Annotated in this window: 20 protein-coding genes and 3 tRNA genes; 15 read left to right on the forward strand and 8 right to left on the reverse strand. The window is 40.7% G+C overall.

Annotated elements, in window-relative coordinates; all coding sequences use genetic code 11:
• Positions 1 to 50: 50 nt before the first annotated feature.
• From tig to ACRWQN_RS14100, 4 genes are all read right to left on the reverse strand, one after another.
• Positions 51 to 1,355: a trigger factor gene (gene tig / locus ACRWQN_RS14085; RefSeq protein ID WP_434938418.1), complete on the reverse strand. Its 1,305-nt coding sequence runs from the start codon at positions 1,353 to 1,355 to the stop codon at positions 51 to 53.
• Positions 1,356 to 1,679: 324 nt separating this feature from the next.
• Positions 1,680 to 1,755 (reverse strand) — tRNA-His (locus tag ACRWQN_RS14090).
• Between the two features lie 8 nt (positions 1,756 to 1,763).
• Positions 1,764 to 1,840: transfer RNA gene (locus ACRWQN_RS14095), tRNA-Arg, on the reverse strand.
• 94 nt (positions 1,841 to 1,934) lie between these two features.
• Positions 1,935 to 2,011, reverse strand: a tRNA-Pro gene (locus tag ACRWQN_RS14100).
• Positions 2,012 to 2,281: 270 nt separating this feature from the next.
• On the opposite strand from ACRWQN_RS14100, the gene folD reads away from it, so the two are divergent.
• On the forward strand, positions 2,282 to 3,136 hold the full coding sequence (folD, locus tag ACRWQN_RS14105; protein WP_434938420.1) for a bifunctional methylenetetrahydrofolate dehydrogenase/methenyltetrahydrofolate cyclohydrolase FolD: 855 nt from the start codon (positions 2,282 to 2,284) through the stop codon (positions 3,134 to 3,136).
• Between the two features lie 84 nt (positions 3,137 to 3,220).
• On the opposite strand, the gene ACRWQN_RS14110 is transcribed toward folD, so the two are convergent.
• A complete protein-coding gene (locus ACRWQN_RS14110; RefSeq protein WP_434938422.1) occupies positions 3,221 to 4,675 on the reverse strand; it encodes a sigma-54-dependent transcriptional regulator in 1,455 nt (484 codons plus the stop codon).
• Positions 4,676 to 4,699: 24 nt separating this feature from the next.
• The gene (locus ACRWQN_RS14115) at positions 4,700 to 8,191 is read right to left on the reverse strand and encodes a PAS domain S-box protein (RefSeq protein ID WP_434938424.1); all 3,492 of its coding nucleotides are present in this window, start codon (positions 8,189 to 8,191) and stop codon (positions 4,700 to 4,702) included.
• Positions 8,192 to 8,461: 270 nt separating this feature from the next.
• Here ACRWQN_RS14115 and ACRWQN_RS14120 point away from each other — a divergent pair, with 270 nt between their 5' ends.
• Both ACRWQN_RS14120 and ACRWQN_RS14125 read left to right on the forward strand, forming a co-directional pair.
• On the forward strand, positions 8,462 to 9,775 hold the full coding sequence (locus ACRWQN_RS14120) for a SpoIIE family protein phosphatase (RefSeq protein WP_434938426.1): 1,314 nt from the start codon (positions 8,462 to 8,464) through the stop codon (positions 9,773 to 9,775).
• Between the two features lie 10 nt (positions 9,776 to 9,785).
• Complete coding sequence (locus ACRWQN_RS14125) at positions 9,786 to 10,178, forward strand: ATP-binding protein (RefSeq protein WP_434938428.1); 393 nt, start codon at positions 9,786 to 9,788, stop codon at positions 10,176 to 10,178.
• A 179-nt stretch (positions 10,179 to 10,357) separates the two neighbouring features.
• Here ACRWQN_RS14125 and ACRWQN_RS14130 read toward each other — a convergent pair whose 3' ends face one another.
• Complete coding sequence (locus ACRWQN_RS14130; RefSeq protein ID WP_434938430.1) at positions 10,358 to 10,558, reverse strand: hypothetical protein; 201 nt, start codon at positions 10,556 to 10,558, stop codon at positions 10,358 to 10,360.
• Positions 10,559 to 11,157: 599 nt separating this feature from the next.
• Here ACRWQN_RS14130 and ACRWQN_RS14135 point away from each other — a divergent pair.
• The 10 genes from ACRWQN_RS14135 to ACRWQN_RS14180 all read left to right on the forward strand — a co-directional run bounded on the left by ACRWQN_RS14135 (position 11,158) and on the right by ACRWQN_RS14180 (position 23,684).
• Positions 11,158 to 11,523, forward strand: a complete 366-nt coding sequence (locus tag ACRWQN_RS14135) for an STAS domain-containing protein (RefSeq protein ID WP_434926637.1) — start codon at positions 11,158 to 11,160, stop codon at positions 11,521 to 11,523.
• A gap of 41 nt (positions 11,524 to 11,564) precedes the next feature.
• Entirely contained in the window at positions 11,565 to 12,836 is a 1,272-nt protein-coding gene (locus ACRWQN_RS14140; RefSeq protein WP_434938432.1) for a polysaccharide biosynthesis/export family protein, read from the forward strand.
• A gap of 11 nt (positions 12,837 to 12,847) precedes the next feature.
• Complete coding sequence (locus tag ACRWQN_RS14145) at positions 12,848 to 14,413, forward strand: exopolysaccharide biosynthesis protein (protein ID WP_434938434.1); 1,566 nt, start codon at positions 12,848 to 12,850, stop codon at positions 14,411 to 14,413.
• Complete coding sequence (locus ACRWQN_RS14150; protein WP_434938435.1) at positions 14,353 to 15,639, forward strand: O-antigen ligase domain-containing protein; 1,287 nt, start codon at positions 14,353 to 14,355, stop codon at positions 15,637 to 15,639. The genes ACRWQN_RS14145 and ACRWQN_RS14150 overlap by 61 nt, the downstream gene beginning before the upstream one ends.
• Positions 15,640 to 16,046: 407 nt before the next feature.
• Positions 16,047 to 17,366, forward strand: a complete 1,320-nt coding sequence (locus ACRWQN_RS14155; RefSeq protein ID WP_434926641.1) for an oligosaccharide flippase family protein — start codon at positions 16,047 to 16,049, stop codon at positions 17,364 to 17,366.
• A complete protein-coding gene (locus ACRWQN_RS14160) occupies positions 17,363 to 18,403 on the forward strand; it encodes a glycosyltransferase family 2 protein (protein ID WP_434938437.1) in 1,041 nt (346 codons plus the stop codon). Before ACRWQN_RS14155 ends, ACRWQN_RS14160 begins: the two co-directional genes overlap by 4 nt.
• 206 nt (positions 18,404 to 18,609) lie before the next feature.
• The gene (locus ACRWQN_RS14165) at positions 18,610 to 20,592 is read left to right on the forward strand and encodes a WecB/TagA/CpsF family glycosyltransferase (protein ID WP_434938439.1); all 1,983 of its coding nucleotides are present in this window, start codon (positions 18,610 to 18,612) and stop codon (positions 20,590 to 20,592) included.
• Positions 20,593 to 20,601: 9 nt separating this feature from the next.
• Complete coding sequence (locus ACRWQN_RS14170; protein WP_434938440.1) at positions 20,602 to 21,954, forward strand: sugar phosphate nucleotidyltransferase; 1,353 nt, start codon at positions 20,602 to 20,604, stop codon at positions 21,952 to 21,954.
• Positions 21,955 to 21,985: 31 nt separating this feature from the next.
• Positions 21,986 to 22,405 carry an adenylyltransferase/cytidyltransferase family protein gene (locus ACRWQN_RS14175; RefSeq protein WP_226414508.1) on the forward strand — a complete coding sequence of 140 codons (420 nt, stop codon included), beginning with the start codon at positions 21,986 to 21,988 and terminating at the stop codon, positions 22,403 to 22,405.
• Positions 22,406 to 22,439: 34 nt separating this feature from the next.
• Positions 22,440 to 23,684: a CDP-glycerol glycerophosphotransferase family protein gene (locus ACRWQN_RS14180; protein WP_434938441.1), complete on the forward strand. Its 1,245-nt coding sequence runs from the start codon at positions 22,440 to 22,442 to the stop codon at positions 23,682 to 23,684.
• Positions 23,685 to 23,713: 29 nt separating this feature from the next.
• On the opposite strand, the gene cysS is transcribed toward ACRWQN_RS14180, so the two are convergent.
• Positions 23,714 to 25,093, reverse strand: coding sequence for a cysteine--tRNA ligase (cysS, locus tag ACRWQN_RS14185; protein WP_434938443.1), 1,380 nt, complete (start codon positions 25,091 to 25,093; stop codon positions 23,714 to 23,716).
• A gap of 142 nt (positions 25,094 to 25,235) precedes the next feature.
• On the opposite strand from cysS, the gene ACRWQN_RS14190 reads away from it, so the two are divergent.
• On the forward strand, positions 25,236 to 25,727 hold the full coding sequence (locus tag ACRWQN_RS14190; RefSeq protein ID WP_434926647.1) for a peptidylprolyl isomerase: 492 nt from the start codon (positions 25,236 to 25,238) through the stop codon (positions 25,725 to 25,727).
• Positions 25,727 to 26,446, forward strand: a complete 720-nt coding sequence (locus ACRWQN_RS14195) for a UDP-2,3-diacylglucosamine diphosphatase (protein WP_434938444.1) — start codon at positions 25,727 to 25,729, stop codon at positions 26,444 to 26,446. Before ACRWQN_RS14190 ends, ACRWQN_RS14195 begins: the two co-directional genes overlap by 1 nt.
• Positions 26,447 to 26,537: the final 91 nt, after the last annotated feature.

Below are 26,537 nucleotides of genomic sequence, written 5' to 3' on the forward strand. Positions count from 1 at the left end.
CTCATACGAGCCATTATAAATGGCTAACGCCTTATTAAGTCAAGCGAAGGTTACGCGCGACCGGTAGCCTTGTTCATAAATTCTTCAAAAGCGGCGTCTTTAACGGTTACTTTTGCAGATTTTAGCAATGCTTCCACGGCTTGTTCTTCTAAAGCAACGTTACGCATGTTTTGCATCAGTTCTTTGTTGCCATTGTAGTAAGCAACAACTTCTGATGGATCTTCATAAGCTGAAGCCATAGATTCGATTAATGCATTAACACGAGTATCTTCTGCTTTAAGTTCGTTAGTTTTGATAACTTCACCTAATAAAAGACCAATCTTCACACGACGCTCAGCTTGTTCAGCGAATAGATCCGCTGGTAGCTCAGGCATGTTTTTAGCGTCGCCGCCAAAACGTTGCATAGCTTGCTGACGTAAAACATTCACTTCACCGTCAACCAATGCTGATGGAATAGTAATGTCATTAGCGGCTAGTAAACCCGTGATAACTTGCTCTTTCACGTTAGCTTTTAATGCTTGATCAAGCTCGCGAGTCATATTTTTACGGATCTCAGCTTTAAGCGCATCTAAGCCACCGTCAGCAATACCGAATAGTGAAGCAAACTCGTCGTTAACTTCTGGTAAGTTAGCCGCTTGAACTTCAGTTAAGGTGATAACGAACTTGGCCGCTTTACCTTTTAAGTTTTCTGCATGGTAATCTTCAGGGAAAGACACTTCGATTTCGAATTCATCACCTGATTTATGACCAATGATACCGGTTTCAAAACCAGGGATCATACGATTGCTACCAAGTTGAAGTTCGAAGTCATCAGCTTTGCCGCCTTCGAACTCTTCGCCATCTACGCTGCCAACAAAGTTCATTTTAACTTTGTCGCCGTCAGCCGCATTACGCTCAACAGCTGCATAAGTAGCGTGTTGCTTGCGTAGCGTTTCAATCATTGCATCAACATCAGCGTCATTCACTTCAGCTTTTGGTTGCTCTACTTGAATGCTATCTAAACCAGCTAGTACAACTTCTGGGTAGATTTCAAAAGTAGCAACAAACTCAAAGTTTTCGCCTTCAACTTTACCCGGTGCAAATACTGGCGCACCTGCTGGGTTTAATTTTTCAGCAACAATCGCTTCAATGAAGTTGCGTTGCATGATTTCGCCAGTCACATCTTGACGAATTGCAGCACCATAACGTTTTTCAATTACTGAAGCAGGTACTTTACCTGGGCGAAAGCCAGGAATACGTGCACGCTTAGCTTCACGTAATAAATTGTCTTTTACCACTTTCTCAATTTGTCCAGCAGGAACAGAAATGGTTAGGCGGCGCTCTAGGCCTTGAGTTGTTTCAACAGAAACTTGCATTGTTTTACCTCGAAATATGTCTAACGTCCTTTGTAGTAGTCGACATTTCAACTACTCAGTATTCGTTTCTTGACCATGGTTTTGACTAGAAGACCCAGCACAGCTATTTATAAATGCTGAAAACGCTGTTGGCACTAGTAGCTCATAATTGATATTTATCAAGACGCGACATTATAGCTAGCGTTTTTTGCTTAGTCGAGCATCAATAGTGGCTTTTAAGACATAAAAAAAGCGACCTGAGGTCGCTTTTAATATAATCGAACAAATTACGTTCGATTGGTTCATCAGATTAATATTTATCTTTAAATACTAATTTGAGAATAATGGGGTGACTGATGGGGTTCGAACCCACGACAACCGGAATCACAATCCGGGACTCTACCAACTGAGCTACAATCACCACTGAAATGGTACACCCGGCAGGATTCGAACCTGCGACCACCCGCTTAGAAGGCGGGTGCTCTATCCAACTGAGCTACGGGCGCATGGTACAGCTTTCACTGTTTCCTGTCTGGCTTAACAAGTTTATCACTTGTCACGTTATCTTTTTAGTATAAACATAAAAAAATAACTTAAATTTGGTCGGTGATAGAGGATTCGAACCTCTGACCCTCTCGTCCCAAACGAGATGCGCTACCGGGCTGCGCTAATCACCGAAACGTTATTTGAAAATATATAATGCTATATAGTCTCAAGAACGGAGCGCATATTAACGAGTCACTTTGCTAGCGTCAACGATTTTTTTAATAGAATAATCTATATGGTGCTTTAAACAGCAAAATAATGATTAGCATCATAGCGCGAATAGTTTATTCACTGTATTTTCCTAGTCTAGCAAATGACACTCTTTCATACGCCTGTTAGAATAGCGTCCGATTAACCATCACCAATCTATACCTGTGTCTCTCAAAGGAAACTCTACAGCCATGTCTGCTCAAATTATTGACGGTAAAGCCATTGCACAATCTATCCGCAACACTCTTAAACAAAAAGTCACCGCTCGAAAAGACGCGGGACTTCGTGCACCCGGACTGGCGGTGATTTTAGTCGGCAGTGATGCTGCGTCACAAGTTTATGTCGGCAGCAAGCGTAAGGCCTGCGAAGAAGTCGGTTTTGAATCACAATCCTTTGATCTTGATGTATCTACAACAGAAGCAGACTTACTGGCATTAATCGATAAATGCAATGCAGATCCTGCAATTGACGGTATTTTAGTGCAATTACCTTTGCCAGCACATATTGACGACTCTAAAGTCATAGAGCACATTCGTCCGGACAAAGATGTAGATGGTTTTCACCCTTACAACGTGGGTCGTTTAGCGCAACGCATTCCTGTGCTGCGTTCTTGTACACCTATGGGCATTATGACCCTGATAAAATCAACCGGCATTGATACCTATGGCTTAGATGCCACCGTTGTTGGCGCATCTAACATTGTCGGTAGACCGATGACGTTGGAGCTATTACTGGCAGGTTGCACCACGACAACATGCCATCGTTTTACTAAAAATCTAGAACAAAAAGTGCGTCAAGCCGATCTTGTGGTTGTTGCAGTGGGTAAACCTGGCTTTATACCAGGAGAATGGATCAAGCCTGGTGCAATCGTGATTGATGTTGGTATTAACCGTTTAGACAATGGTAGCTTAGTCGGTGATGTACAATATGATATAGCCGCACAAAATGCAGCCTTTATTACCCCAGTTCCTGGCGGCGTTGGCCCGATGACCATTGCTAGTTTGCTTGAAAATACCCTATATGCTTGTGAGCAATACCACAGCTAACAGGTCAGAAAAGCTTGTATAAAACATGCCTGCTTGATAGCAGGCATTTTTATTGCAGAAAATAATAACCCTAGTTAAGCTTAGTTATACCTGCTCCATTTCATCCCAGGATTGTTTTTTACGATAAATAGTCGATGGACTGATATCTAACATTGCAGCCGCTTTAGGGATATTCCCTTCACATAAGTTAATTGCATTTTCTATAGTGCGCTTTTCTGTTTTCCACAATGGCTCGATAACCTGCTCTGTTGTTATATCCGTATCATGCAGAATAACAGCCGCAGTGTCATGTGCTGCAATTGAGGATGAGCTAACTTGCTCTATTACCTTAGTGTTAGGGGCTATTGACGCTGCTACTCGAGTTTTTCCATCATTGACAATACGTGCAGGCAACATGGTGATATCCACTTCAACGGCCTCATTGAGCACCACAATTTGACGGATCACATTTTGAAGCTGCCTGACATTGCCAGGCCAGTGATAGTCACTCAACACTTTTTGCACCGCGTGATTAAAGCCTTTAAACGGTTTGCCTTCTTCTTTAGCGTATTGTCCAAGCAGTTTATTGGCGATTAACATAATATCTTTACCGCGTTGATTTAACGGCGGCAACTCAATAGGAATAACATGCAAACGATAATATAAATCTTCTCTAAACAAGCCATCTTGCACCTGCTGCCAAGGATCTTTATTGGTTGCGCTGACAAACCTTACATCCACCTTTTCATCTTTAGATCCACCCACACGGCGGAATACTCCGGTTTGAATAAAGCGCAACAGTTTACTTTGCAACTCTAAATCCATTTCACAAATTTCATCTAAAAATAATGTTCCGCCATCGGCCTGGGTTGCGGCACCATCGCGCTGACTCACTGCCCCCGTAAACGCCCCTTTGGTATGTCCAAAGATTTGGCTTTCAATTAAATCCTTTGGAATTGAGGCACAGTTTAACGCAATAAATGCCTTATTTTTACGATTGCCTGCATTATGAATCGCTTGTGCGCAAACCTCTTTACCTGTGCCGCTTTCGCCGAATATAAATACCGATGCTTTACTGTTTGCCACACAATCAATGGTTTTATAAACGGTTTGCATTGCCAGCGACTCGCCAATAAACCCTTGGTAGTTAGCCTTGGGTAAACTGTTCTCATATTGAGAGACTAGTTTGACAAGCTGACGTTGCTTCATTGCATTGCGAACCGTAATTGCTAACCGCTTACTGTCAAATGGCTTAACCAGAAAATCAAACGCACCAGAGCGCATAGCATCAACGGCAATATCAATCGTTCCATGGGCTGTTATCATAATGACTGTCATCTCTGGATGACTTTGCTGGACCTGTAAAAGAATATCCATACCGGACATGTCAGGCAGTTTGATATCTAAAATAAGCAAATCAGGTGGTTGACGGTCAATTTCTTTTATCGCATCGGCGCCATATTGCACCAATGTGACGTCAGCACCTTCGCTGCACAAGTATTCAGTATATAACGCACCTAGCGACATACTATCTTCAACCAAAATGACTCGAAATCCCATAATATTCCTCTGAAGTATTAGAGTTTATTCTTCTGTATTCAATAAATAAGTTTGTTTAATCGCAGCAATACTCTGCTCTGCAATGTTAATGGTTTGTTCAATTAGTGGATTAATTGGCTGCTGTTTAAGCCTTGCAGCCGCTTCTAATACTTTGGCCACTTCATATAATCTTGTGACACCAAAACTACCCGAGCTACTCTTTAAAGTATGAGCTTCATCTTCTATTTTACTAAAATCATCATCTGCGTTTATGTTATTTAATATGTCGATACGCATTTGGGTTTCTTGACACAAAACGTCTAACATTTTTTTCAAACTGGGTTCACCAATCACCTCAATTAAACTGTTTATCACATTGATATCGATTATCGGCGTTTGAGAGTGATCCAAAAGCGCTACCTTTATTGGCTTCTGCAATGGGATTTGAAGGTCAATATTCAGATGACTTTTCACTTCCATGCTAGGCGCGAGTTGTAAATCTAAGGTTTGGGTTGTTTTTGGTGATGGGTTAACAGTCTTGTGGCGTAGCTTTGCGGTATTTAACCACTGCGCCACCGTTTGAATTAGCACTTTGCTGTTAACTGGTTTACCAATGAAATCAAGCATTCCCGCTTGAGTACAAGCTGCTAATTCTTCTTTAAACACATTTGCTGTCATCGCTAAAATAATTTGTTGTGGTTTATGCTGCAAAATTTTACTGGTGGCTTCTAAACCATCCATTTCAGGCATACGAATATCCATCAAAATAATGTCATAATCATCCGCTAGTGCCATTTTAACTGCTTCTATACCATTATTAGCATAGGCTAGTTCTGCACCTTGCTTAGTTAACATGGTGCCCGCAACCATCTGATTTGCAGGACTATCTTCGGCTAATAAAATTTTACTATTGGTAGGGAAGACAGTTATTTCCTGTGATTCAATTTCAATATGACTCTCTTGAGTTGCACCACTGATCAAATTCAATAACATGGCTCGACTAAGGGGTTTATTGACAACTTGCTCAATGCCAATGTCATTTAACACTTGTGATATTTGAGCATTTACACCTGTGCTGAGCGCCGCTAAAATCCCCTTGGGTAATAAAAAGTCCTGGTTCAATACTTTCAGCAACTTAGCATCGACCGTCATCATGCAAGAATCATCTATTAAAATCAGATCGAATCGTCCACGGATCTCAGAGTGTTTATAAACTTTAGCAACATCATTAATATAGATAGTTTCAACGCCATATTGAACGTATTGCTTTTTAACTAATTTACACAGCTGTTCATTGGGATGAATAATTAATACCCTAGCATGCTCTGGTAAACGAACATAATGACTCGATGTTTCAGAGCTTTCATCAAGGGTCACCATCACATTGAATCGACTGCCTGTTCCCAATTCGCTTTCAACCGATATAGTACCGTCCATCATACGCACTAACTCGGCACTAATGGCCAAGCCTAACCCAGTACCTTTATAATTAGTTGTATGGGTGTCGTGTACCTGAGAAAATTCAGCAAATAATTTATCCTGAGCTTCTTTACTGATGCCAATACCTTGATCCGTTATCGCACAACATAATTCAACTCGTTCTTTATGGCTATCGGGGATCCACATTTCTACTGTAATACAGCCAGAATTAGAAAACTTAATCGCATTATCAACTAAATTATGGATAACTTGTCGAAGTCGCTGCGGATCACCAACCAACAGCTGTGGTACATTTCGGTTAATAAAGCTGGCTAGATGCACCCCTTTATCAAGTGCTTTACTCTCTAAAATCTGTAATACCTGAGCCACCAACTTATCTGGTTCAAATTCATGGCACTCCAACACCATTTGGCCCGCTTCAATTTTAGAGAAATCCAAAATATCATTAATGGTATTAAGTAAAGCATCACCCGCTTCTTTGGCCATAGTGGCATATACACGCTGTTCTTTTAACAGAGTTGAATGAAGCAATAGCTCAACACTGCCAAGCACCGCGTTCAGTGGCGAGCGGATCTCATGACTCATAGTCGCCAGAAAGCGCGATTTTGCTTTACTGCCCGCTTCGGCTTGTTCTTTAGCAAGACGTAATTCTTCTTCTTTGGATTTTTGCTCAGAAATGTCACGTAAAAATGCTGTAAACAAAGTATCGTCACCTAATTGAATAGGGATCACCCTAAGCTCAATAGGAAACTCTTCGCCTACTTTGTTATGAGCAGGTACCTCAACACGCTTATGCAAAACAGCGCCCTGCCCAGTTTGGCGAAAATGCTCCATGCCTTTTTTATGCGCTTGTTGGAAAGCCTTAGGGATAATAAGTTCTTCTAAATGCTTACCGATAACTTCATCACGGCTAAAGCCAAATAATTTAACCGCTGCGGTATTAAACTCCACAATGCTACCAGTAATATCTATGGTGATTAATGCATCTTGACTAGCTTCTAAGGTCGCTAATAATATCGACTGAGTTCGGGCAGCAGCTTCTTGATTGAGCTTAATTTCGGTAAGGTTTTTAAGGAAACCTAAAAATAAAACTTGTTCATCAATAATCATTTTTGAAATAGATAGCTCAACTGGAAACTGTCGGCCATCTTTATGCTCAACCTTTAACTCCTGTCCTACGCCGATAATTTTAGCTCCGCCCCCTTCTAAATAACGTTTCATATACCCATCATGCATATGACGCTCATTCATAGGCATCAATTTAACCACATTTTGACCCACTAACTCTTCTTTAGTGTAACCAAAAAGATTTGTAACAGACTGGTTTGCCTCACTAATAACACCATCAAGATTAATGACAATAAATCCATCAGCGGCAGACTCTAGAATGGTATTCAGGCGAATATTCGCCCCTGTTAATGCATGTGTTCTGGCATCGACATTACGTACCATCTGATTAAAGGCTATGGTTGTTTGTGCAACTTCGTCTTGACCAGACACTGGAATTTGAACGCCTGTTTGGCCGTCTAATATTAACTTAGATGCATTTTGCAATAGAGATAAATTGCGGGTTAAATAGGTGCCTAACAACCAGGAAAATAAAGCCACCAGCAGCATTTCAAGTGCAGCAATAGAAAAGAAGCGCGTAGAGGCTTGAACCAGTAATGCATCAAAACCAGAACGGTCAAAGCCAATTTTAACTGAACCAACATCATTCTTTTGATTAATTATTGGCATTTCAATATTAAAAATATGATCATTTTTGTTTGACGGTGCAAGATCATTACCTCCCCAAACAGCAGTGTTATCTTCTTTATGCATAGCAACGATTAAGTCATCACCTTTATAAATATAGACATAGGCAATCTCTTGTTGCTGGCTCAGTTCTGTTACAAGAAGGGTTAACTTAGGTTTATTAACGTCAACTAACGCATCTTTAGCGGCTACAGAAAATAAACTCACCGTCAATTGAGCACGTTTCGCAATTTCAATCTGATTTGATTCTTTAAGGTAACTGACACTGGTATAAACCAATAAAAGAAGCAACACACCCTCGATAATTGCAATGCCTAAAATTGTTTTTAATCTAAAAGACAAATTATTGCTCCCTTTATTAGCTGGCCGCTAAAACGTTTGATTTTACACCACATAATCACTATGGATGACGCTGTTGCATTTTGCAATGAGCACGATGCAATTTGATAATTTATTGATGAAAACTTAAAACCAATAAACATAAAACATTGTTTAATATGATTATTAAATTATGGAACGGCTATTGCTATACCAATTAGGTATAAACACGGAGTGGTTTATTTGCTGTTGCATAATCAATGATGCAGGCATAACTGAAAACTGGAGTCACAGATGAATTTAACTGAAGCCCCCCATAACATTAGTATTTTGCTTGTTGAAGATACACTAAGTGAACGCTTATTTATCGCCAGCATTTTGCAAAAGATACAACTTGATGGTTGTACTATGGCATTGCATCAGGCTGTAGATGGAGAAGAAGCGCTTGCGGTTTGTCAAACTCAAGCAATTGACTTAGTGGTAAGTGATTGGCGTATGCCAAATCTTAGCGGCATAGCACTTTGTAAACGTTTGAAAGCCGAAATCTACACGCCTTATATACTGCTGCTGACAGGTAATAATGAAACGGAAGATCTCGTATATGCATTGCAATCAGGTGCTGATGACTACTTAGCAAAGCCATTTGATCCCAGAGTATTAACCATTCGTGTCATAGCTGCATTACGACTAATAAAAACTCAAAAAATAATGCAAGCTCAGCACAAAGCGCTCAATGACTTGCACAAGCAAACTATAAAGTTATTAGCTGAAAAAAAAGCCGAACTAAAGCAGGCCGCACAACTTCAACACTCTTTGTTACCCGCCAAACGTTTCACCCAACAGCAATGGCAGGTAAATCATTACTTTCAGGCTGCCACCGAGTTAGCGGGCGATGTGTTTCAATGTTTCAAAATTAATGAGCAGTGGATGGGTTTTTTTCTGATTGATGTATCAGGTCACGGTGCTGGCGCTGCAATGCAAAGTTTTACCTTGGCCCAGGCGCTCAACCCCAATAGAGCCAATTGGCATACTAGCCCAGATCTATTGATGGAATATATTAACCAAGTCTTTTTTGACCCCAGTGATCAAGGGCAGTTTGCCACCATGATCATTGGCAAAATGAATTGCACTACAGGTGAATATGAACTGTGTAATGCTGGGCACCCTCAGCCTCTATTAATCAGTGAAAATAGTTGTGACTCAATTAATATGCAATCCAGCCTACCCATTGGGATAGATGAGAATACCCAATACGTTAATTGGCAAGGTAGGTTAAGCGCTAATCAACAGCTAATGATTTTTTCCGACGGGATTTATGAAATGAATAACCCGACTCATGGAATGTTTGGGCTACAAAGGCTAAAAACGCTTTGCACGCTCAAACAAACCATCAGTGGTGATGCCATGATGCACCACATACGTCATGCCTTATCTGATTGGAAGCAAGGTGATGGCCAGGATGACATGTCGATTATGCTGTTTTCAAATAACGCACACAGTCCAACCATTACTCAACCACAGAGTACAAGTCAATTACAGAATACCGCTAAAGACCCGAGTAATAACTTATTAACTCAAATAACCCCCTCGCCATTATCCGTGGCATAAGGAGCGCAACATGAATAGTTTACAATTAAACTTAAATGAACAAGTTATTGAGCTACAACAGTTTTGTGTTGAGCTAGATCAATTTATGCTGAATAACGCGATAAATGACCGCCAAAGATTTAAGGTGATCACCTGCACATTAGAGGGAGTTAACAATATCTTGCAACATACCGAATGTGATGCTGCAAATATTATCTTATTGATGCATTGTAATGCCGACCGAATTATTGTCGATTTATTAGATACCGCACCCTATCACTCGCTGCCAACGCCAACAGATTGTCCTGATAATAATACCGAAAACGGTAGAGGATTATGGATCATGTATAACTGGATGGATCAGGTTTTAAACCAACCTACGGTGTTAGGCAGCCATTTAAGAATGAGCCTGTTAAGGCATTAAAATGAAAGAGACCATAACAGCAAAATCAACTGTCTCAATTATCAGCTTGGCTGCAGCTAAATCGCAGCCAAGTTACCTCAACCACAGCACTGAGACTTTATTAAACGGCAATAAAAAAACCACTTCAATAAACGCCATTAAATATTATGCTTAATAAGCGTTTCTATACTAAATTAGGGTTATTTCATGCCTTTTCGCCACACATCTTCGCGCCCCTCTTTAATAAGACGCTCGTTATTTTCCCTCATAGGGTCAATACTGTCGACTGGGACCTGCGGCACGATACTGATATCCTGACCATCATTATTGTCGTGAAGTGAAGTTGCACAAGCACTAAGCCCAAATAGCACTAATATTCCGCAAACTGATTTCAGCAACATGCCTTTACCTTTACTAATTTGATTAAGCTAGCCATTTTATGAATTGAAACCTATCGAGTCTAATTATTTACATTTAATAAAGCTAGATTGAATAGCTTTGTTAGTTAAATAAATGGCGAATAACCCCTCACCTATATATTGCTGACCGCCCTCAGTTCTGTAACAACATCCATTAAAACTAGTCAAACCGGATTTAGGTGCAACAAGCTGCTTAACTTAGCCACTCGGGTAAAAGCTTGTCTGAGAGATGGTTAAGTCAGACTAATTCAAGGTCTTTGTTGGTCATAAAGACTCAAAAGCCAAGTACTCACTAGCGTTTAACTATTTTGTGATTTTTATTTATTAATGCTCATTTCAAGATTTTAAGTCCCTAAAAAGAGGTATATGCAATCTGTTGCATATTGCTAATTTTCATATTCAATTTGCAAAATCCAGATCTAAAAACACTAATTACCCAATAAAAACAGACGATTAAATGTTGGCACGCTTACTGCAAAACCTTAAGTACTCAAGATAGATCGTTTTAGGTTCCCCTTAAACTAAACGTAAAACGACAACATTATCTTACTTGGTAATTTAACAAAAAATGAGGTGACATTATGAACTTCGAATTAAAAGCAGAAAAACATGCCAGTGTGGTTCGTCTACCAGCAAAAATGGTTATGGCACAAACACCCACATACCGCGCCGCGATTTTAGATTACATCAATCAAGGCCATACCCGTTTAGTCATCGACATGAGCAACTTAGAGTATATCGATTCAAGTGGCTTATCAGTATTAATTTCAGCTCGTAAACAGGCGATGAGTTATCAAGGCAATATTGTCCTACTTAACCCAAAATCGAGCGTTAGGGCATTAATCGAACTGACTCGTTTGCACCACATTATGGACATTTATGAATCTGAGGAACAAGCGTTAGACAACTTACGTTTTAGCTCAATCATCGAAGATATTGCCAGTTAACTCGCATTTATCTTAATTGATTCATTCTAAGGAGCTACATTATGACAAACACAAAACTTGCAGCACTTATCGGTATTTTCAGCACCAGCTTAACCGGCTGTGTGACCCCGAATGCACCTGCTAGCAAAGATATTTGTCAAATTGACACTCTGACAGAATGCCATTATTTTGGTCAAACTATGCCCTATGACCGCCAAATTAGTGCCCAGAAACCTAGTCATCCTGCATTTACACTTGCAGAACATCTGACCATGAACGATGCCAACAACGCTGTTATAACTCAAGACAGTTTTAAGATCGGTCATTTAGATCCGAGTTTACAAGCAACTCAATGGAAAAATGCCCAACTTAAGCTGTCTGTTGGCGATAAATTAGATATCAGTATCTTAAACGGTGATGATTTTAGCAAAGCCGTTGAGATTGATGCTGACGGCAATATCTATTTGCCTTACATGCGGGCTGTTGTGGCTAAAAACCTCACTTTAGCGCAACTCAACAGCGCAATTAAAAACCAGCTTATTATTGAAAATTTAATGCAGCCACATGCTATCCGCATTAGCATTGTTCCAATCAGCTGGGCGCCAATTAACATTATGACTTCAGGTGCCGTATTTGAACCTGGTCAACACATGATCAACAAGAAACTTCCCATTGAAGAGAAAGATGATGGTAGCAACTATGCCGGCGATCAGGCAACCGAACGCAGCATTGAAGCCGCTCTGCGATCCTCTGGTGGCATTCGCCCTGATGCCGACTTAACCGCAGTCAATGTTATTCGTGATAATCAAATCTATAGTCTTGATCTCAGCGGTATATTAACGGGTGAGGCTATCAAAGAGTTCACATTAATGAGTGGCGATAAAGTCCATGTGCCAAGCAGTAATCAGTTTGATGATGAGCTAGCCAGACCATCGCCGATCACAGCGCCCGGTATTCGAGTGTATATTTCAAACCTAACTCAACCAGCAAGCTCAAACAGTCAATCTGCAGTAGACCGTGAGGCAACACGTTTTCCTTATGGAACACGTTTATTGAATGGCGCCATTGCCGCGAACTGTGTCGGTGGCGCACAAACAACTAACGCTGGACGTTACATTTTGCTTATCACTAAAAATCCATTATCTAATCAAGTGGATGTGGTAGAACGCTCTATTGATGGCCTGATTCAACAACCCTGGTCAAATAAGATGAACCCTGTGTTGCTGCCTGGTGACGGACTTGCCTGTTATGACTCTCGCATGACTAACTTCCGTGAAATGGCCCGCAGCGTAACCGAAGTGCTTATTCCTTCAAGCCTGATTGGCTGGTTATAAAGGAGTTTCCCATGGATAACGTCATTGAGAAAAACATAATTGAATATGAAAAAATCAGTGTGCCTTTTACTGAGCCCGTAAAGAACAACTCAAAAAAAACTTCCAATGAGGCTGATTATCAAATAAATGATTCCAAAGATAATAGCTTAAGTGAATTAGCTTATTTGTTTTGGATTAAGCGCGCGGCATTAGAAGGCAGTAAACTCACCCCTAAAGCCCGTAAAAAATTGTATCTTAAAACCGCATTAGTCAGTTTACTGATTATCTGGGCTGCTACTTTCTTACTGATGGCGATTAAACCAACTTCTTATGTGTCTAAATGGACTCTGATTTTACCGGGGAATGGAGCAGGCTCATTGGTGAGTTTGGACAGTATTGGTCAGGCCACCAGCTCATCAAGCTCACCATATTTAAGCTCGGCAATTGACCCTCGTGAAAACTATAAAGCAATATCTGACACTGACTTATTACTGACCTCTGCGGCAACCAGCTTAAAAATACCCGTTGGCCAGCTTGGCAAACCAAAGCTTAAATTACCCAGTCAAACTGGCTTAATGGAATTTAGTATCAAAGGCGGCTCAGCAAAAGAAGCGCAAGATAAAGCTTGGGCGCTTTACCGTTCATTGCAAAATTTGCTAAACGACTTACGTGCCGATGAAGTTAATTTAAGGGAAAGTGGCATCATTCAGGGTTTAGCGGGATACAACCAAAAGGTGAAGCTATCCCAAGACGCTATTTTAGCGTTTCAATCTGAACGCGGCTTAGTCTCACTTGACCAATTTAAAGAATTAGCGCTCACCATCGAACGTCTACGTCATAACCGCGTTAATATGATTTCAAAATTGAAAGGTATTGAAGCAGAAGAAAAATCATTAATGTTGCACTTAGGCACCACTGCCAATGAAGCCGCCGATTTATTAAAATTGCACAATGATAAATATTTTCAGCAATTACTGACATCTCACAATGAAATATTGGGTAAATTACACGAGCTTTCTGCACATTTTGGCAGTAATCATCCACAAATAACCAGCCTAAATGCCGAAGAAACAAAGTTACAAAATGCCCTTTCAGAAAGAATTAGCACTTTAATTGCACATCAAAAAGGTAAAGCCGATCGCACATTGATTAACAAGCTATTATTAGATGATATTGATGGCCGTGCCGATTTAATGGAGCAGCTCATTCAGTTAAAAGCGACTAACACTGGCCTTAATGAAGAGCTAAATACACTTGATAGCCAAATTTTGCAGTGGGAAACTCGCTTAGAGCTTTCTAATGATGATGCGGCTAAATTAGAAGATTTACACCGCGCTCATCAATTAGCGACAGCGGTAATGACCTCAGCAGTGGCCAAAATGGATGTAGGCAAGGCCGATATTTTTACTGCATATCCATTATTGCAATTATTGTCACCACCTTCTCTGCCATCAAAAGCTGATAATTTGGCGACAATGTTATTACTAGTAGCGGCTTTGGGCGCGTCATTTATGGCACTAATAGGACTGAGTATTTTATGGATCCGCAAACCGTTACTCCGCAAAATGCTGACGAAAGACTCGTCTATAAAGCAATAGTGTATAGCTATCTTTTTTGGCTAGTGGGGGCGTTATATATTGTCGCCCCTGTGATTGCCTGGATATTGTTTTGTCGCTTATTGGTTAAAAAAATATCTTACCAACCAGCACATACTATTAGTCTGGCCAACTATGTATGGCTATTGGGTATGTGGGTGATGTTAATGGCATTGATTGTGGGCCATTTAGAGCAAGGTTTAGGCTTAGCCAAATTAATTAAATCCACTATTGGTTGGGCAAAAGGCTGGGCACTTCTGGCCATATTCCCTGTGGTGGCTTGCCTTAATATCAGACCGCAAATTATTTACCGGGCTTGCTGCCAAGTGTGTAAACACACGGTTTTATTATTGCCTATATTCTTACTGGCTTGGATTATCCGTTTACCCAGCACCCTTTATGTTTCACCTTTAAGTATTATTGGTGGACCTGGTCCTGAGTTTTTCTCGTTAAGCTTATATGAAATAGACCCTGGTAGCGGTATTCCTCGCTGGCGACTATTCACGCCTTGGGCTCCCGCGCTAGGTATGCTTGGGAATTTATATTTCATTTTTGCTTTACAAGAATCATCAACTCAATGGAAACGGTGGGGAGTGATAGGCAGTCTGTTAATGGTGTTAATGTCGCAGTCACGCTTAGCATTAATTTGTTATCTCGCCTTATTTGGCTATTTCTCTATGCTTAAATTTGTCCGCTCTCCGATACTTTATTTCATTCTGTGTCCTGTCATTCTAGCCACAGGGTTTGTCGGAGAATCGATTCTTAACAAAATATCCATGAGTATTGCCGCGGTAAAATCAGCACGGGCGGATTCCACCAGAGTAAGACAGGCCTTAGCTGACATTGCCGTTGAGCGTTGGTGGAATGAGGCGGTATTATTTGGGCATGGCATTGTTGAGCGAGGCCCGCACATGGTGGAATATATGCCAATAGGGTCACATCATACCTGGTATGGTCTTTTGTTCGTAAAAGGCTTAGTGGGTGCAGTTGCACTGGCTGTGCCTATGTTAGTGAGCTTTTTTGTGCTGATGGTTAATATATTTGCCCGCCCTTTAGCTAAAGTTGGTATGGCGATATTAATGCTACTAATGCTTTATACCTTAGGTGAAAACCTCGAAATCTTAGCTTATCTGTTTTGGCCCGGCTTAATTATTTTAGGTAAAGCCTTAATTGCAGACAATGACAACATACCAATAGAAGAACCTAATGGACAAATATCAACCAGATAAGACTAAAAACAATGCGCTACATCATCAGCGTCAAAGACTTTATAACTGAAATGCAATGGTGAGGGCCGTAAATTGAGTAATTGCTTTTTGATAACAAGATGATTATGCCCTAACCATTCAAATTTCAATGATTAAAATATGAGTCGCGAGAATCTAAGCCGCTAAGACCCTGTTAGACATTATCAGTATCGAAATATCTCACCATTCGATCCCTTTCACCACTTCAGCGCTCACCTTGGCTGTCACAAACTTAATCCCCCCACATTGCATTTTGCCTTTGCATTCTGCAAAACCATTTATTCAAACTAAAAAATAAAATAAAAATCATTTAAAAACAATAGCTTAAAACATGGCACGATTTATGTAACTCCTAGCATATAAAGCGATAAATTAACGCTAGGATGAATATGAAACACCAGCATAAAACAATATTTGATCAACCCCTCATGCTAATTCGCTCAGGATTTACAGGGCTAGGCAAAAGCATGATGTGGTTAGGTTCGGCCCAGTTTAGTGGACGTATTATTCGTCTGCTTTCAAGTATCGTACTGGCCAGATTACTGATGCCTGAAATGTTTGGCCAAGCGGCAATTGTACTCACCCTGTTTGAGTTGATTTGCACCGCAACACGCAGAATTACCTCCGCAGCATTAATCCGTATGGATAACGAGCAATTTATTGGCCATTTAAGCAGTGCTAATTGGGTTAACTGGGGAGTGTGTTTATTGGCATTTTTGCTAATGCTAATAACCAGTTACCCGATTGCCAGTTATTACCATGACTCATCGTTAATTTTACCCATTGCGGTAATGGCAACGAGCTTTTTATTACTGCCAATAGGTATGCAATATGCAACCTTAAACTTACGCAACAACAAAATGCGTATTGTCGGCCGAGCGAATCTTTGGCAAACCCTTATTGATGCGGCGCTTACTGCAATACTAGCCTTAGCTGGGTTTGAAATTTGGGCAATCATTTTACCCAAAGTATTGGTGATTATTGTGTGGATTGCGATTCATCGTTACCATAATCCTTTACCTAAAGTGCAATCTGTAATGGGTATTCAATATGCTCAAGTCATCACACTTTTACACTTTGGCATACCCGTTAGCTTAAGCGATTTAACCAACACCCTAAGACAAAATATTGATTATTTGTTAATTGGCTACTTCATGGGTGTGGAAGCTTTAGGGGTGTACTTTTTTGCTTACAACATTAGCCTGGGGATAAGCCTTGGGTTAATTCAAAGCTTTGGCACCGCATTTTATAGCCACCTTTGCCAACGTAATGCGGTTGAGGATGATTTATCGGCAAAATACCTCAGCAGTATCGCCGCCATTATGGCAATAACCGTACCTGTTATTTTACTGCAAAGCGCACTTTCTGATTGGTATGTTCCATTGGTTTACGGTGATAAATGGCTATCAACCGATGCCATAAATGTCTTCCTGTTTCTTTGTCTAAGTGGCTTAGTAAGACCGCTAGGCGAAGCCGCAAGCCAATTGTTACTTGCAAATGGTTTAAGTCAAACCAACCTCAAAATTAATGTATCACTCACCATTTGTCTGGCAATAGTCATCGGCATTGCTTGCCAATTCAGTCTGATCACAGTGGCACAAACCGTAATGGTGAGTTACCTCGTCACCTTGCCAGTCATTTGTATCTATAGCTACCAAAAAGTATTTAAAAATAATCAACAACTTACCTCTGTAGGAGAATCACTATGACCCCTAAAATTACTGTTGTTATGCCCGTATACAACGTGCAAAAGTTTGTAAAACAAGCGATTGAATCCGTCTTAGCACAAACCTTTACTGATTTTGAGCTGATCATTGTCAATGATTGTGCAACAGATAACAGCTTGAAAATCTGCCAACAATTCCATGATCGCCGAGTTAAGATAATTAATCATCTGGAAAACAAAGGGCTGGCTGCAGCACGTAACACGGGGATCAGGCATGCGCTTGGCAAGTATGTGGCATTTTTAGATTCTGACGATATGTGGCATGCAGAAAAACTGCAACGTCATTGCGATCATCTTGATGCCAACCCCAAAGTCGGGATCAGCTTTTCGCGCTCGAGTTTTATGAGCTATGACGGCAAGTTATTGGACTTTTATCAGATGCCACAACTCAACAATATTGATGCGGCGCATTTATTATGTCGCAACCCGGTAGGTAATGGTTCGGCGCCGGTGATCCGCCGTGCAACACTCAATGATATTCGCTTTCAAGCGGTGAACCATTATGAGCTTTACTCGTGCTATTTTGACGAAAAGTTCCGTCAATCTGAAGATATTGAGTGTTGGCTGCGCATTGTGGCAACAACAAAGTGGAAAATGGAAGGCTTACCACAACCATTAACTTACTATCGCTTAAATCATGGCGGATTGTCTGCTAACTTATTGAAGCAGCTGGCCTCATGGGAACAAATGATCAGTAAGGCACGTTACTTTGCTCCTAAGCTGTTAAAACGTCATGAAAATGATGCTAGGGCTTATCAACTACGATATTTAGCACGCCAGGCTATTAGAATGAAAGATGGCAAAATGGCCGCTAAATTAGCAACACAAGCCTTAACAACCTCGCCTAAAATCTTAAAAGATGAAATGGGCAGAACCATTAGCACTGTCAGTGCGGCATATATGCAATGGTTGTTACCCGCTTTTGCCTATCATTGGCTAGAAAGTTTAGGGCAAAAAGCCATCGGCAGTATCCAAAAGTATAAAATTAGCCGTGATGGTGTGTCATCTATCTTTTTATAAAAGCACTCATGTAACATTCCTTATTCCCTCTGATACAAACCTGTTTGCATGCTGCCTTGCAAACTGCAAACAGGTTCTTCCCCGCCTTAATTATCAAATAAAAAACCTTAAATAACAACAACTTAAAACATGGCACGATTTAAGCAACGCTAGATATATAACAACTCATTTCCTAGTGGAAATTCAACAATATATCGAGGTGGCTTATGCGAACTCACACTGCACAAATTTCAGCGTCAGTAAGAATTATCGAGACTCTACTGAGCTTAATGTTACTGGTATTTATCAGCCCTATATTAGTGCTTAAGGCTATTCATCTTAAAGTAACCTCAGGACAAGCATTCGAGACTATCTACCTTCACAGTGGTCAGGGTGAACCGATTGCATTGTTGCAGTTTACCCATTCAAAACTATCTTATCTGCTAGGTTTACTGAATGTCATAAAAGGCGAGCTAGGATTAGTAGGAAGCCAATATCAATATGCGGTATTACCCTATAATGACTACTTGGTTCGTCCTGGGTTAATGTCATTTAAGCAAATGCACGCCAGAATGGGCATAGCCTACGATCAATATGTGATTAACCCAAAACTGAACACTTCAGTAGTATGTTACCTGCTAGCCACACTGCGCTGCTTGCTGGGGTACGCCTTGTCTTCAACTGTGGTTTGCTCAACTCAAAAGCAGTTTCAATTATTCAAAGTCACCATCAGCAATATCACCATGAGTGATGCTATTAGCAGTATCCTTAACAGTGCTAAAACTCCTAAGTGCGACAGCTATGCATTTGTAAATGCCGACTGCATGAATATCGCCTATAAAAATATTCAATATAGACAGACACTTAATCTCAAAAAACACGTATTTGCTGACGGAAGTGGTTTACGTCTGGCCTGTAAAATTCATCAAATTGCCCTAAAAGATAATGTGAATGGCACGGATATGTTTCCCCTTTTATGCCAACAAGCTGCCGATCAGGGTGTAGGAATATTCATGCTGGGTGCAAAACCGGATATCGCCAACAAAGCGGCGGCAAAAATGCAGCAGCGCTTTCCACAGTTACGTATTTGTGGCACCCATGATGGCTATTTCTCTGCGCAACAAACCGATGATGTAATCAACAAAATTAATGCCTCTGGCGCAAAAATACTGTTAGTCGCTATGGGCGCACCAACACAAGAGCGTTGGATAGCTGAGCACAGTTCAAAGCTAAGCGTTGGCGCGGCCATAGGTGTCGGTGGCTTATTTGATTTTTATGCGGATGCCGTAAGCAGAGCGCCTGTTGCCGTTCGTCAAATGGGAATGGAATGGACCTGGCGATTAATGCAAGAGCCAAAAAGAATGTGGCGCCGTTATATTGTGGGTAATCCTTTATTTGTAATGCGTGTCTTTATCGAGTTAGCCCAACAAAAAATCTTCAATAGCAAACCAGAACCAACGGCTAAAATAGACGAATTGCAAAATGCAGCAGTTAACTTTCAAAATGCAAATTTAACCTCATCAGCGGAGCAAAATTTCTCGATGTTAGGTAAAAATTCGCAGCAAGTTAATCACAAAAAATACCAATGGTTTTTTCTTAAAATCAAACTGAATCAAATCGCCAAAAGGCTGCTTGATATTCTTGGTTCAGGTGCGCTGTTGATATTACTTTCACCGCTATTCCTATTCACTGCGTTGGCTATTCGTCTCGAATCAAAAGGCGCTGTGTTATTCAGCCAAACCCGCGCTGGGCAAGACAATCAACCTTTTACCATGTGGAAGTTTCGCTCGATGTTTAGTGATGCTGAAGCGCGTTTAGCTAAGCTTCAAAGTGAAAATGAAATGCGTGGTGGAGTCCTGTTTAAAATGAAGCTAGACCCACGGATCACCTACGTTGGTAAGTGGATCCGCAAGCTGTCAATTGATGAATTACCACAACTTTGGAACGTATTAAAAGGCGAGATGTCATTAGTTGGCCCGCGTCCTGCATTACCTACTGAAGTGAACCAATATCAATTGTCAGATAGACGCAGATTGATGGTAAAACCCGGTATCACTTGTATTTGGCAAGTATCAGGAAGATCTGACATTCCTTTTGATAAACAAGTTGAATTGGATGTTGATTATATCTACCAACAATCGCTGGTTAAAGACATTCAATTATTATTTAAAACCATACCCGCGGTGTTATTTGCCCGTGGTGCGTATTAGGAGAAGACCATGCAAGCCATTATTTTTGCTAATCGTTCAGCCACAGAGCTAGCACCACTGAATCGTCAGTACAGCGCGGCATTAATGCCTTTAGTGAATAAGGCGTTAATTGAATACACCTTAGAAGACTTATCTTGTGCAGGTATTACCCATGCGAAGTTAGTGGTTGCCAACCGAGCAAGTGAGATTGAAGCGCATATTGGCATAGGGGCCAAATGGAACCTAACCATAGATTACTTTTTAAGTAAGCCTGAAGAAGATGTTAATTCAGTGCTACAACGTATGCAGTTAGACCCACAACAAACTCAGCTGGTTGTCCGCGGTGATATCGTTAGAACGCCCTGTATTAAAAGGTTTGTCGATTTTGCTTCAAACATAAAGCACACTTTTGTATTAGCAACTATGAACAATCAAAATCCTGGGTTATTAATGTTACCCGCGGGCCGTTCACATGGGGCAAGTTTAAATTGGCCTATCGCCGAATTACCCCTTAATCAGCAGCGTAGCATCAATCAAGTACTACACGGGAAAACCTTCCATTTAGACAGTATTGAAAACTTTGTTGCTGCGACAAGCCATATCATCAAACATGCCGATGAGTTCGCCATTAAAGGCCGTAAAGTAAACAGCATGGGAGTCGCTGGTTTATACCTTGGCCAACAAACCCAATGCCCAAGTTTTGCTGAAAAAACGGTTCATGGCTGCATTGGCGCAAATAGCTTTGTCCACCCATCAGTTAACTGTAATAACTTAATCGTTATTGGCCAAAACTGTTTTATAGAAGACAGTGAGCTAAATAATAGCATCATCATGCCCAATACTTTTGTGGGTAAAAATCTCACCGTAAAAAATCAAATTATTTCGCAAGATTACATCATAGATATAGCCCATAGCACTTGGGTAAAAGTCGATGATACTAGCCTTGTTACAGCTTGTCAGACTGGCGTTAAGCCACAGAAAAAACCGTCATTAGTGCATAGATTCATTGGTTTTGCTTTGCTAATACTGGCTTTACCTTTAATGCTGATAAGTTTACTGGTCGCCAAAGCAACTTCCCCTCAACAGCCTATTATTCGCTTCAATGCCAGTAGTAACCAGCAGCGCACAATTCAGTTATACGAAATCGCTGTCACTTCGCAAATATTAGCCAAGTTACCGCAATTGTGGCATGTAGCCAAAGGCAATCTATTACTTTTCGGGGCAAGCGCAACCTTAAACCAACAGGCTAAATATGGGGTATTTGGTCCGGTACAACTGTTACTTGATAAAAATGCCCCCGCAGAAGAAATTGAATTAGTTGAGATGGAGTTTCAGCAATTAAGTCAACTCGGATACGTCAAACGTTTATGGCAATTAGCTTAATGCATACCAGACAAAATTTGAGGATACAGATATGAAAACCATTATAACCTACGGCACATTCGATTTATTCCATTTTGGCCATGTTAGATTGTTTAAGCGCTTAAAAAGCTTAGGAGATAGATTAATTGTAGGCGTTTCAACCGATGAGTTTAATGCCTTAAAAGGCAAAGCAGCCTTCTTTAATTATCAGCAAAGAATTGAAATTGTTGAGGCCTGTAAATACGTTGACATGGTGATAGCTGAAACGGATTGGCGTCAAAAACGTACTGACATTATTCGCCTCAATGCTGATGTATTTGCCATTGGCGACGATTGGGCAGGTAAATTTGATGACTTGAATGATATTTGTAACGTCCTATATTTAGAACGTACTCAACAGATATCGACCACTGATATCAAAAATAATTTAGCAAACACCCGTCCCGCGATATTAAGCCCGCAAACGGTTTAATTCGCGGTTCACTCATTCAATTTGGATAACGGTCATGAAAGGTATTTTACTGTTTATACGCTTTGCTATCACACAGCTTATTTATACTCTTTCAGGCTTGACTCCAAGAGGTCACAAAGCGGTGATGGGCTGTTATAAAGATAAATTTGCCGATAACAGTAAATACTTATTTTTACACTGGCAGCAACAACAAACCATCCGCGCTATTTGGATATCCGCTGATAAACACATAGTTAAGCGTTTGCAAGCTCAGGGATATGAAGCCTATTTAAGATGGTCACTGTTAGGTGTGTGGCATAGTGCAACCGCTAAGTATTATGTTTATAACACCTATATTGGCGATGTTAATCAATACCTCGCCAAAGGCGCTGTTAAAATTAACTTATGGCACGGTTCGCCATTAAAACAAATCGAATTTGATATCAGTAATGGCCCACTATTTCAGGTTTATCATCCGCACAATATCAGCCAAAAGTTCATTGCTAAAGCCCTGTATCATCAACAATATGTCCGCCCAAACTTAATGATAGCTCCCAGCGATACGGTTAAAAAACTGTTTGCTAGTAGCTTTAGAATTAACGATGAGCAGTTTTTAACCTGTGGCAATCCACGCACCGACTATTATCAGCGTTATAAAAGTGAAGATTGGTTGCAACTTCAGCTGCCGTTAAACACGCAGCAAGTTATCCTATATGCGCCGTCATGGCGCGACAGCCATTTAGATAACGCTGCCAACATTTATACTCAAGCCATCGACTTTGAATGCTTGTCAGCACAATTACAACAGTCGAATCAATGCTTGTTGATAAGGTTACATCCAAATGAAGCGCATCTTGCGACTGAGCTAAGCCAGTATCCGAATATTATTAATGTCACTTTTTGGGATGATATTTACGGCATTCTGGAGAAAATTGATTTGTTAATAACAGACTATTCATCTATCTATATTGATGCCCTGCAATACCCATGTGACATTGCATTTTTCTTATTTGATAAAGCACACTATCAAGCAGAATGTCGCAGCGAATACCCCTATGTGGCTCAATTACCTAAGGCAGGCATCGACTTATTCACCTTTAGTGATTTACAGGATTATTTAATTGAATTTGCTGATCAGCGCTATGATTTAACTGACAGTAAAGTACAGAACACTGTTCAAGACTCAGCCAGAAGTCGTTTAATCAATACCTTTTGGCAATATCAAAGCCGCTGTGGTTTAGATTGCTTAGATGCCTTTGTTCAAAATGAGCAAATTGCAGCCACAAAAAAGCCTGCTTAATTAGCAGGCTTATTTTGTCAGCAATCTAATTACTTTTTACGCCATGTAGTGCCACTTGGGCCATCTTCTAACACGACGCCAAGCTCGTTTAAGCGATCGCGTGCAACGTCCGCTGCTGGCCAATCTTTTTCTGTACGAGCGCGGTTACGCTCAACAATCAAGGCTTCAATTTCAGCCACTTCATCATCAGTGCCCTCACCTTTGAAGAAAGCGTCCGGAGTTTGGCTGACAATACCTAATACTGAGGTTAACTGTTGAAGGCTAACACCCAATGCCGAAGCTGCGGCCATATCTGTTAACTTAAGACGGTTGATTTCACGCACCATATCAAATAGTACTGAGTAGGCTTCAGGGGTATTAAAGTCATCGTCCATAGCTGATTTAAACTTAGCGACGTACTCTGTGGCTGGCGCAGCCTCAACGGTTAAGTCTAAATCCTTTAGCGCGGTGTATAAGCGTTCTAATGCGGCACGGGCCTGTTTTAAATTATCTTCAGAATAATTTAACTGACTACGATAATGGCCTGACAACAAGAAATAACGCACAGTTTCAGGGTCGTAATGCGCTAATACATCACGAATGGTAAAAAAATTGCCTAATGACTTAGACATCTTTTCACGATCTATCATCACCATGCCTGAGTGCATCCAGTAGTTTACATAAGGCGTGTCATGGGCACAGCAGGACTGGGCTATTTCATTTTCATGGTGTGGGAATTGTAAATCTGAGCCACCGCCATGAATATCAAAATGCGTCCCTAAGTGCTTGCTGTTCATGGCTGAACATTCAATATGCCAACCTGGACGACCTGAGCCCCATGGCGAATCCCATGTTGGTTCACCCGGCTTTGACATTTTCCATAGCACAAAATCCATCGGATTTTGCTTACTTTGATCCACTTCTACACGAGCACCAGCTTGCAACTGGTCTAAGTTTTGCCCAGATAAACGGCCATAATCTTTGTAAGATGCAACACTGAATAATACATCGCCATCCGGGGCAACATAAGCATGACCACGGTCTAATAAACGCTGCACCATTTCAATAATTTCAGGCATGTGCAATGTGGCTTTTGGCTCAAAATCAGGACGCACCATGTTGAGTGCATCAAAATCTTTATGCATTTCAGCGGTCAAACGCTCTGTTAACGCATCGCAAGTTTCATTATTCTCATTGGCACGCTGAATAATTTTATCATCGACATCAGTAATATTACGTTGAAAATTAACCTCGTAACCTATGTAACGTAAGTAACGCACTATCATGTCAAAAGATACAAAGGTACGGCCATGACCGATGTGGCATAAGTCATAAATCGTTACGCCACACACATACATCCCAATTTTACCTGGGTTAATCGGTTTAAATTCTTGTTTTTCACGGCTCATACTGTTGTAAATCTTTAACATCGAAGTTCTCTTTTAAGCATATTAATCGAAAAATAATTCCTAGCGATTCTAGCATGATGGGCACGCTTTTGAACACAATGCTTTAAGCAGCAATCAAGATAAGTTAGAATCGCCGCAAATTATTTTATCTAAGTGAGACTTCATGATTACTTTACATACCAACCTTGGTGACATTAGCTTACAACTTGATGCTGAAAAAGCCCCTATTACAGCGGCTAACTTCATGAAATACGTAGAAGAAGGCTTTTACGAAGGCACTGTTTTTCACCGTGTAATTGATGGGTTTATGATCCAGGGCGGTGGTTTTACTGAAGAAATGGATCAAAAACGTGTCAATGCTTCAATTAAAAACGAAGCAAGCAATGGCTTATCAAACCGCAAAGGTACGGTAGCCATGGCACGTACTTCTGATCCTCATTCAGCTACAGCGCAATTCTTTATCAACGTCAATGACAATACATTCCTTGATTTTAAGTCAGAAACGTCTCAAGGCTGGGGTTACTGCGTATTTGGTGAAGTGGTTGAAGGTTTAGACATCATTGAAAAAATGAAAGTGGTCGCCACAGGTAACCGTGGTATGCATCAAGATGTACCATTAGAAGCGATTGTTATTCAAAGCGTATCTGTTAAGTAATGCGTACCGCTTTTGTGGGTGATTTGCATTTAAGTGCAGATCGCCCTGACATCACCCAGGCATTCTTGCAGTTTCTCAAACAAGGCTTAGATAATGTAGAAGCACTTTACATTATTGGCGACTTGTTCGAAGTGTGGATGGGTGATGATATTGCCGAAACATATACCGCCGATATTGCTAATGCGATAAATCAAGTATCTCAGCACATACCGGTTTTTTTTACCCAGGGTAATCGAGACTTTATGGTCGGTAAGGCATTTTGTCGCAATGCAGGCATGACCTTATTACCCGATGTGTATAAAACCAATCTTTATGACAACTCAACGGTTATTTTGCATGGCGATAGCTTATGTACTTTAGACATTGGTTACCAGCGCTTTAGACGCTTTCGCAGCCTAGCCATAGTCCGCTGGATTTATTCACACTTGCCTAAACAGACCCGCCTAAATATTGCCGCTAAAATCAGGCAAAAAAGTCAAACGGGCAATCAGCAAAAACATTATGAAATTATGGATGTTGAGCCAAGTGCTGTTCAGCGTTTACTTGCTGAAACTGGTTGTGATCTTATGATACATGGTCACACTCATCGCCCTAACATTCACTTACTAGCCCAAGGCAAAAAGCGAGTTGTTGTTGGCGACTGGTATACCCAAGGCAGTGTATTAATGGTTGATAAATCAGGTTGTGAATTGGTGCAATTACCTTTTGTTGAAAATTAATTCGACATCAAACACTGGCTCAAAACACCAGCCTATTTTATTTTTTGCTAATAATGTATTTAACTCAATCGCGCACCAAAACATTATAAGA

Source organism: Shewanella sp. HL-SH8 (assembly GCF_051165765.1).
In the GTDB taxonomy this organism is placed as follows: domain Bacteria; phylum Pseudomonadota; class Gammaproteobacteria; order Enterobacterales; family Shewanellaceae; genus Shewanella; species Shewanella glacialimarina.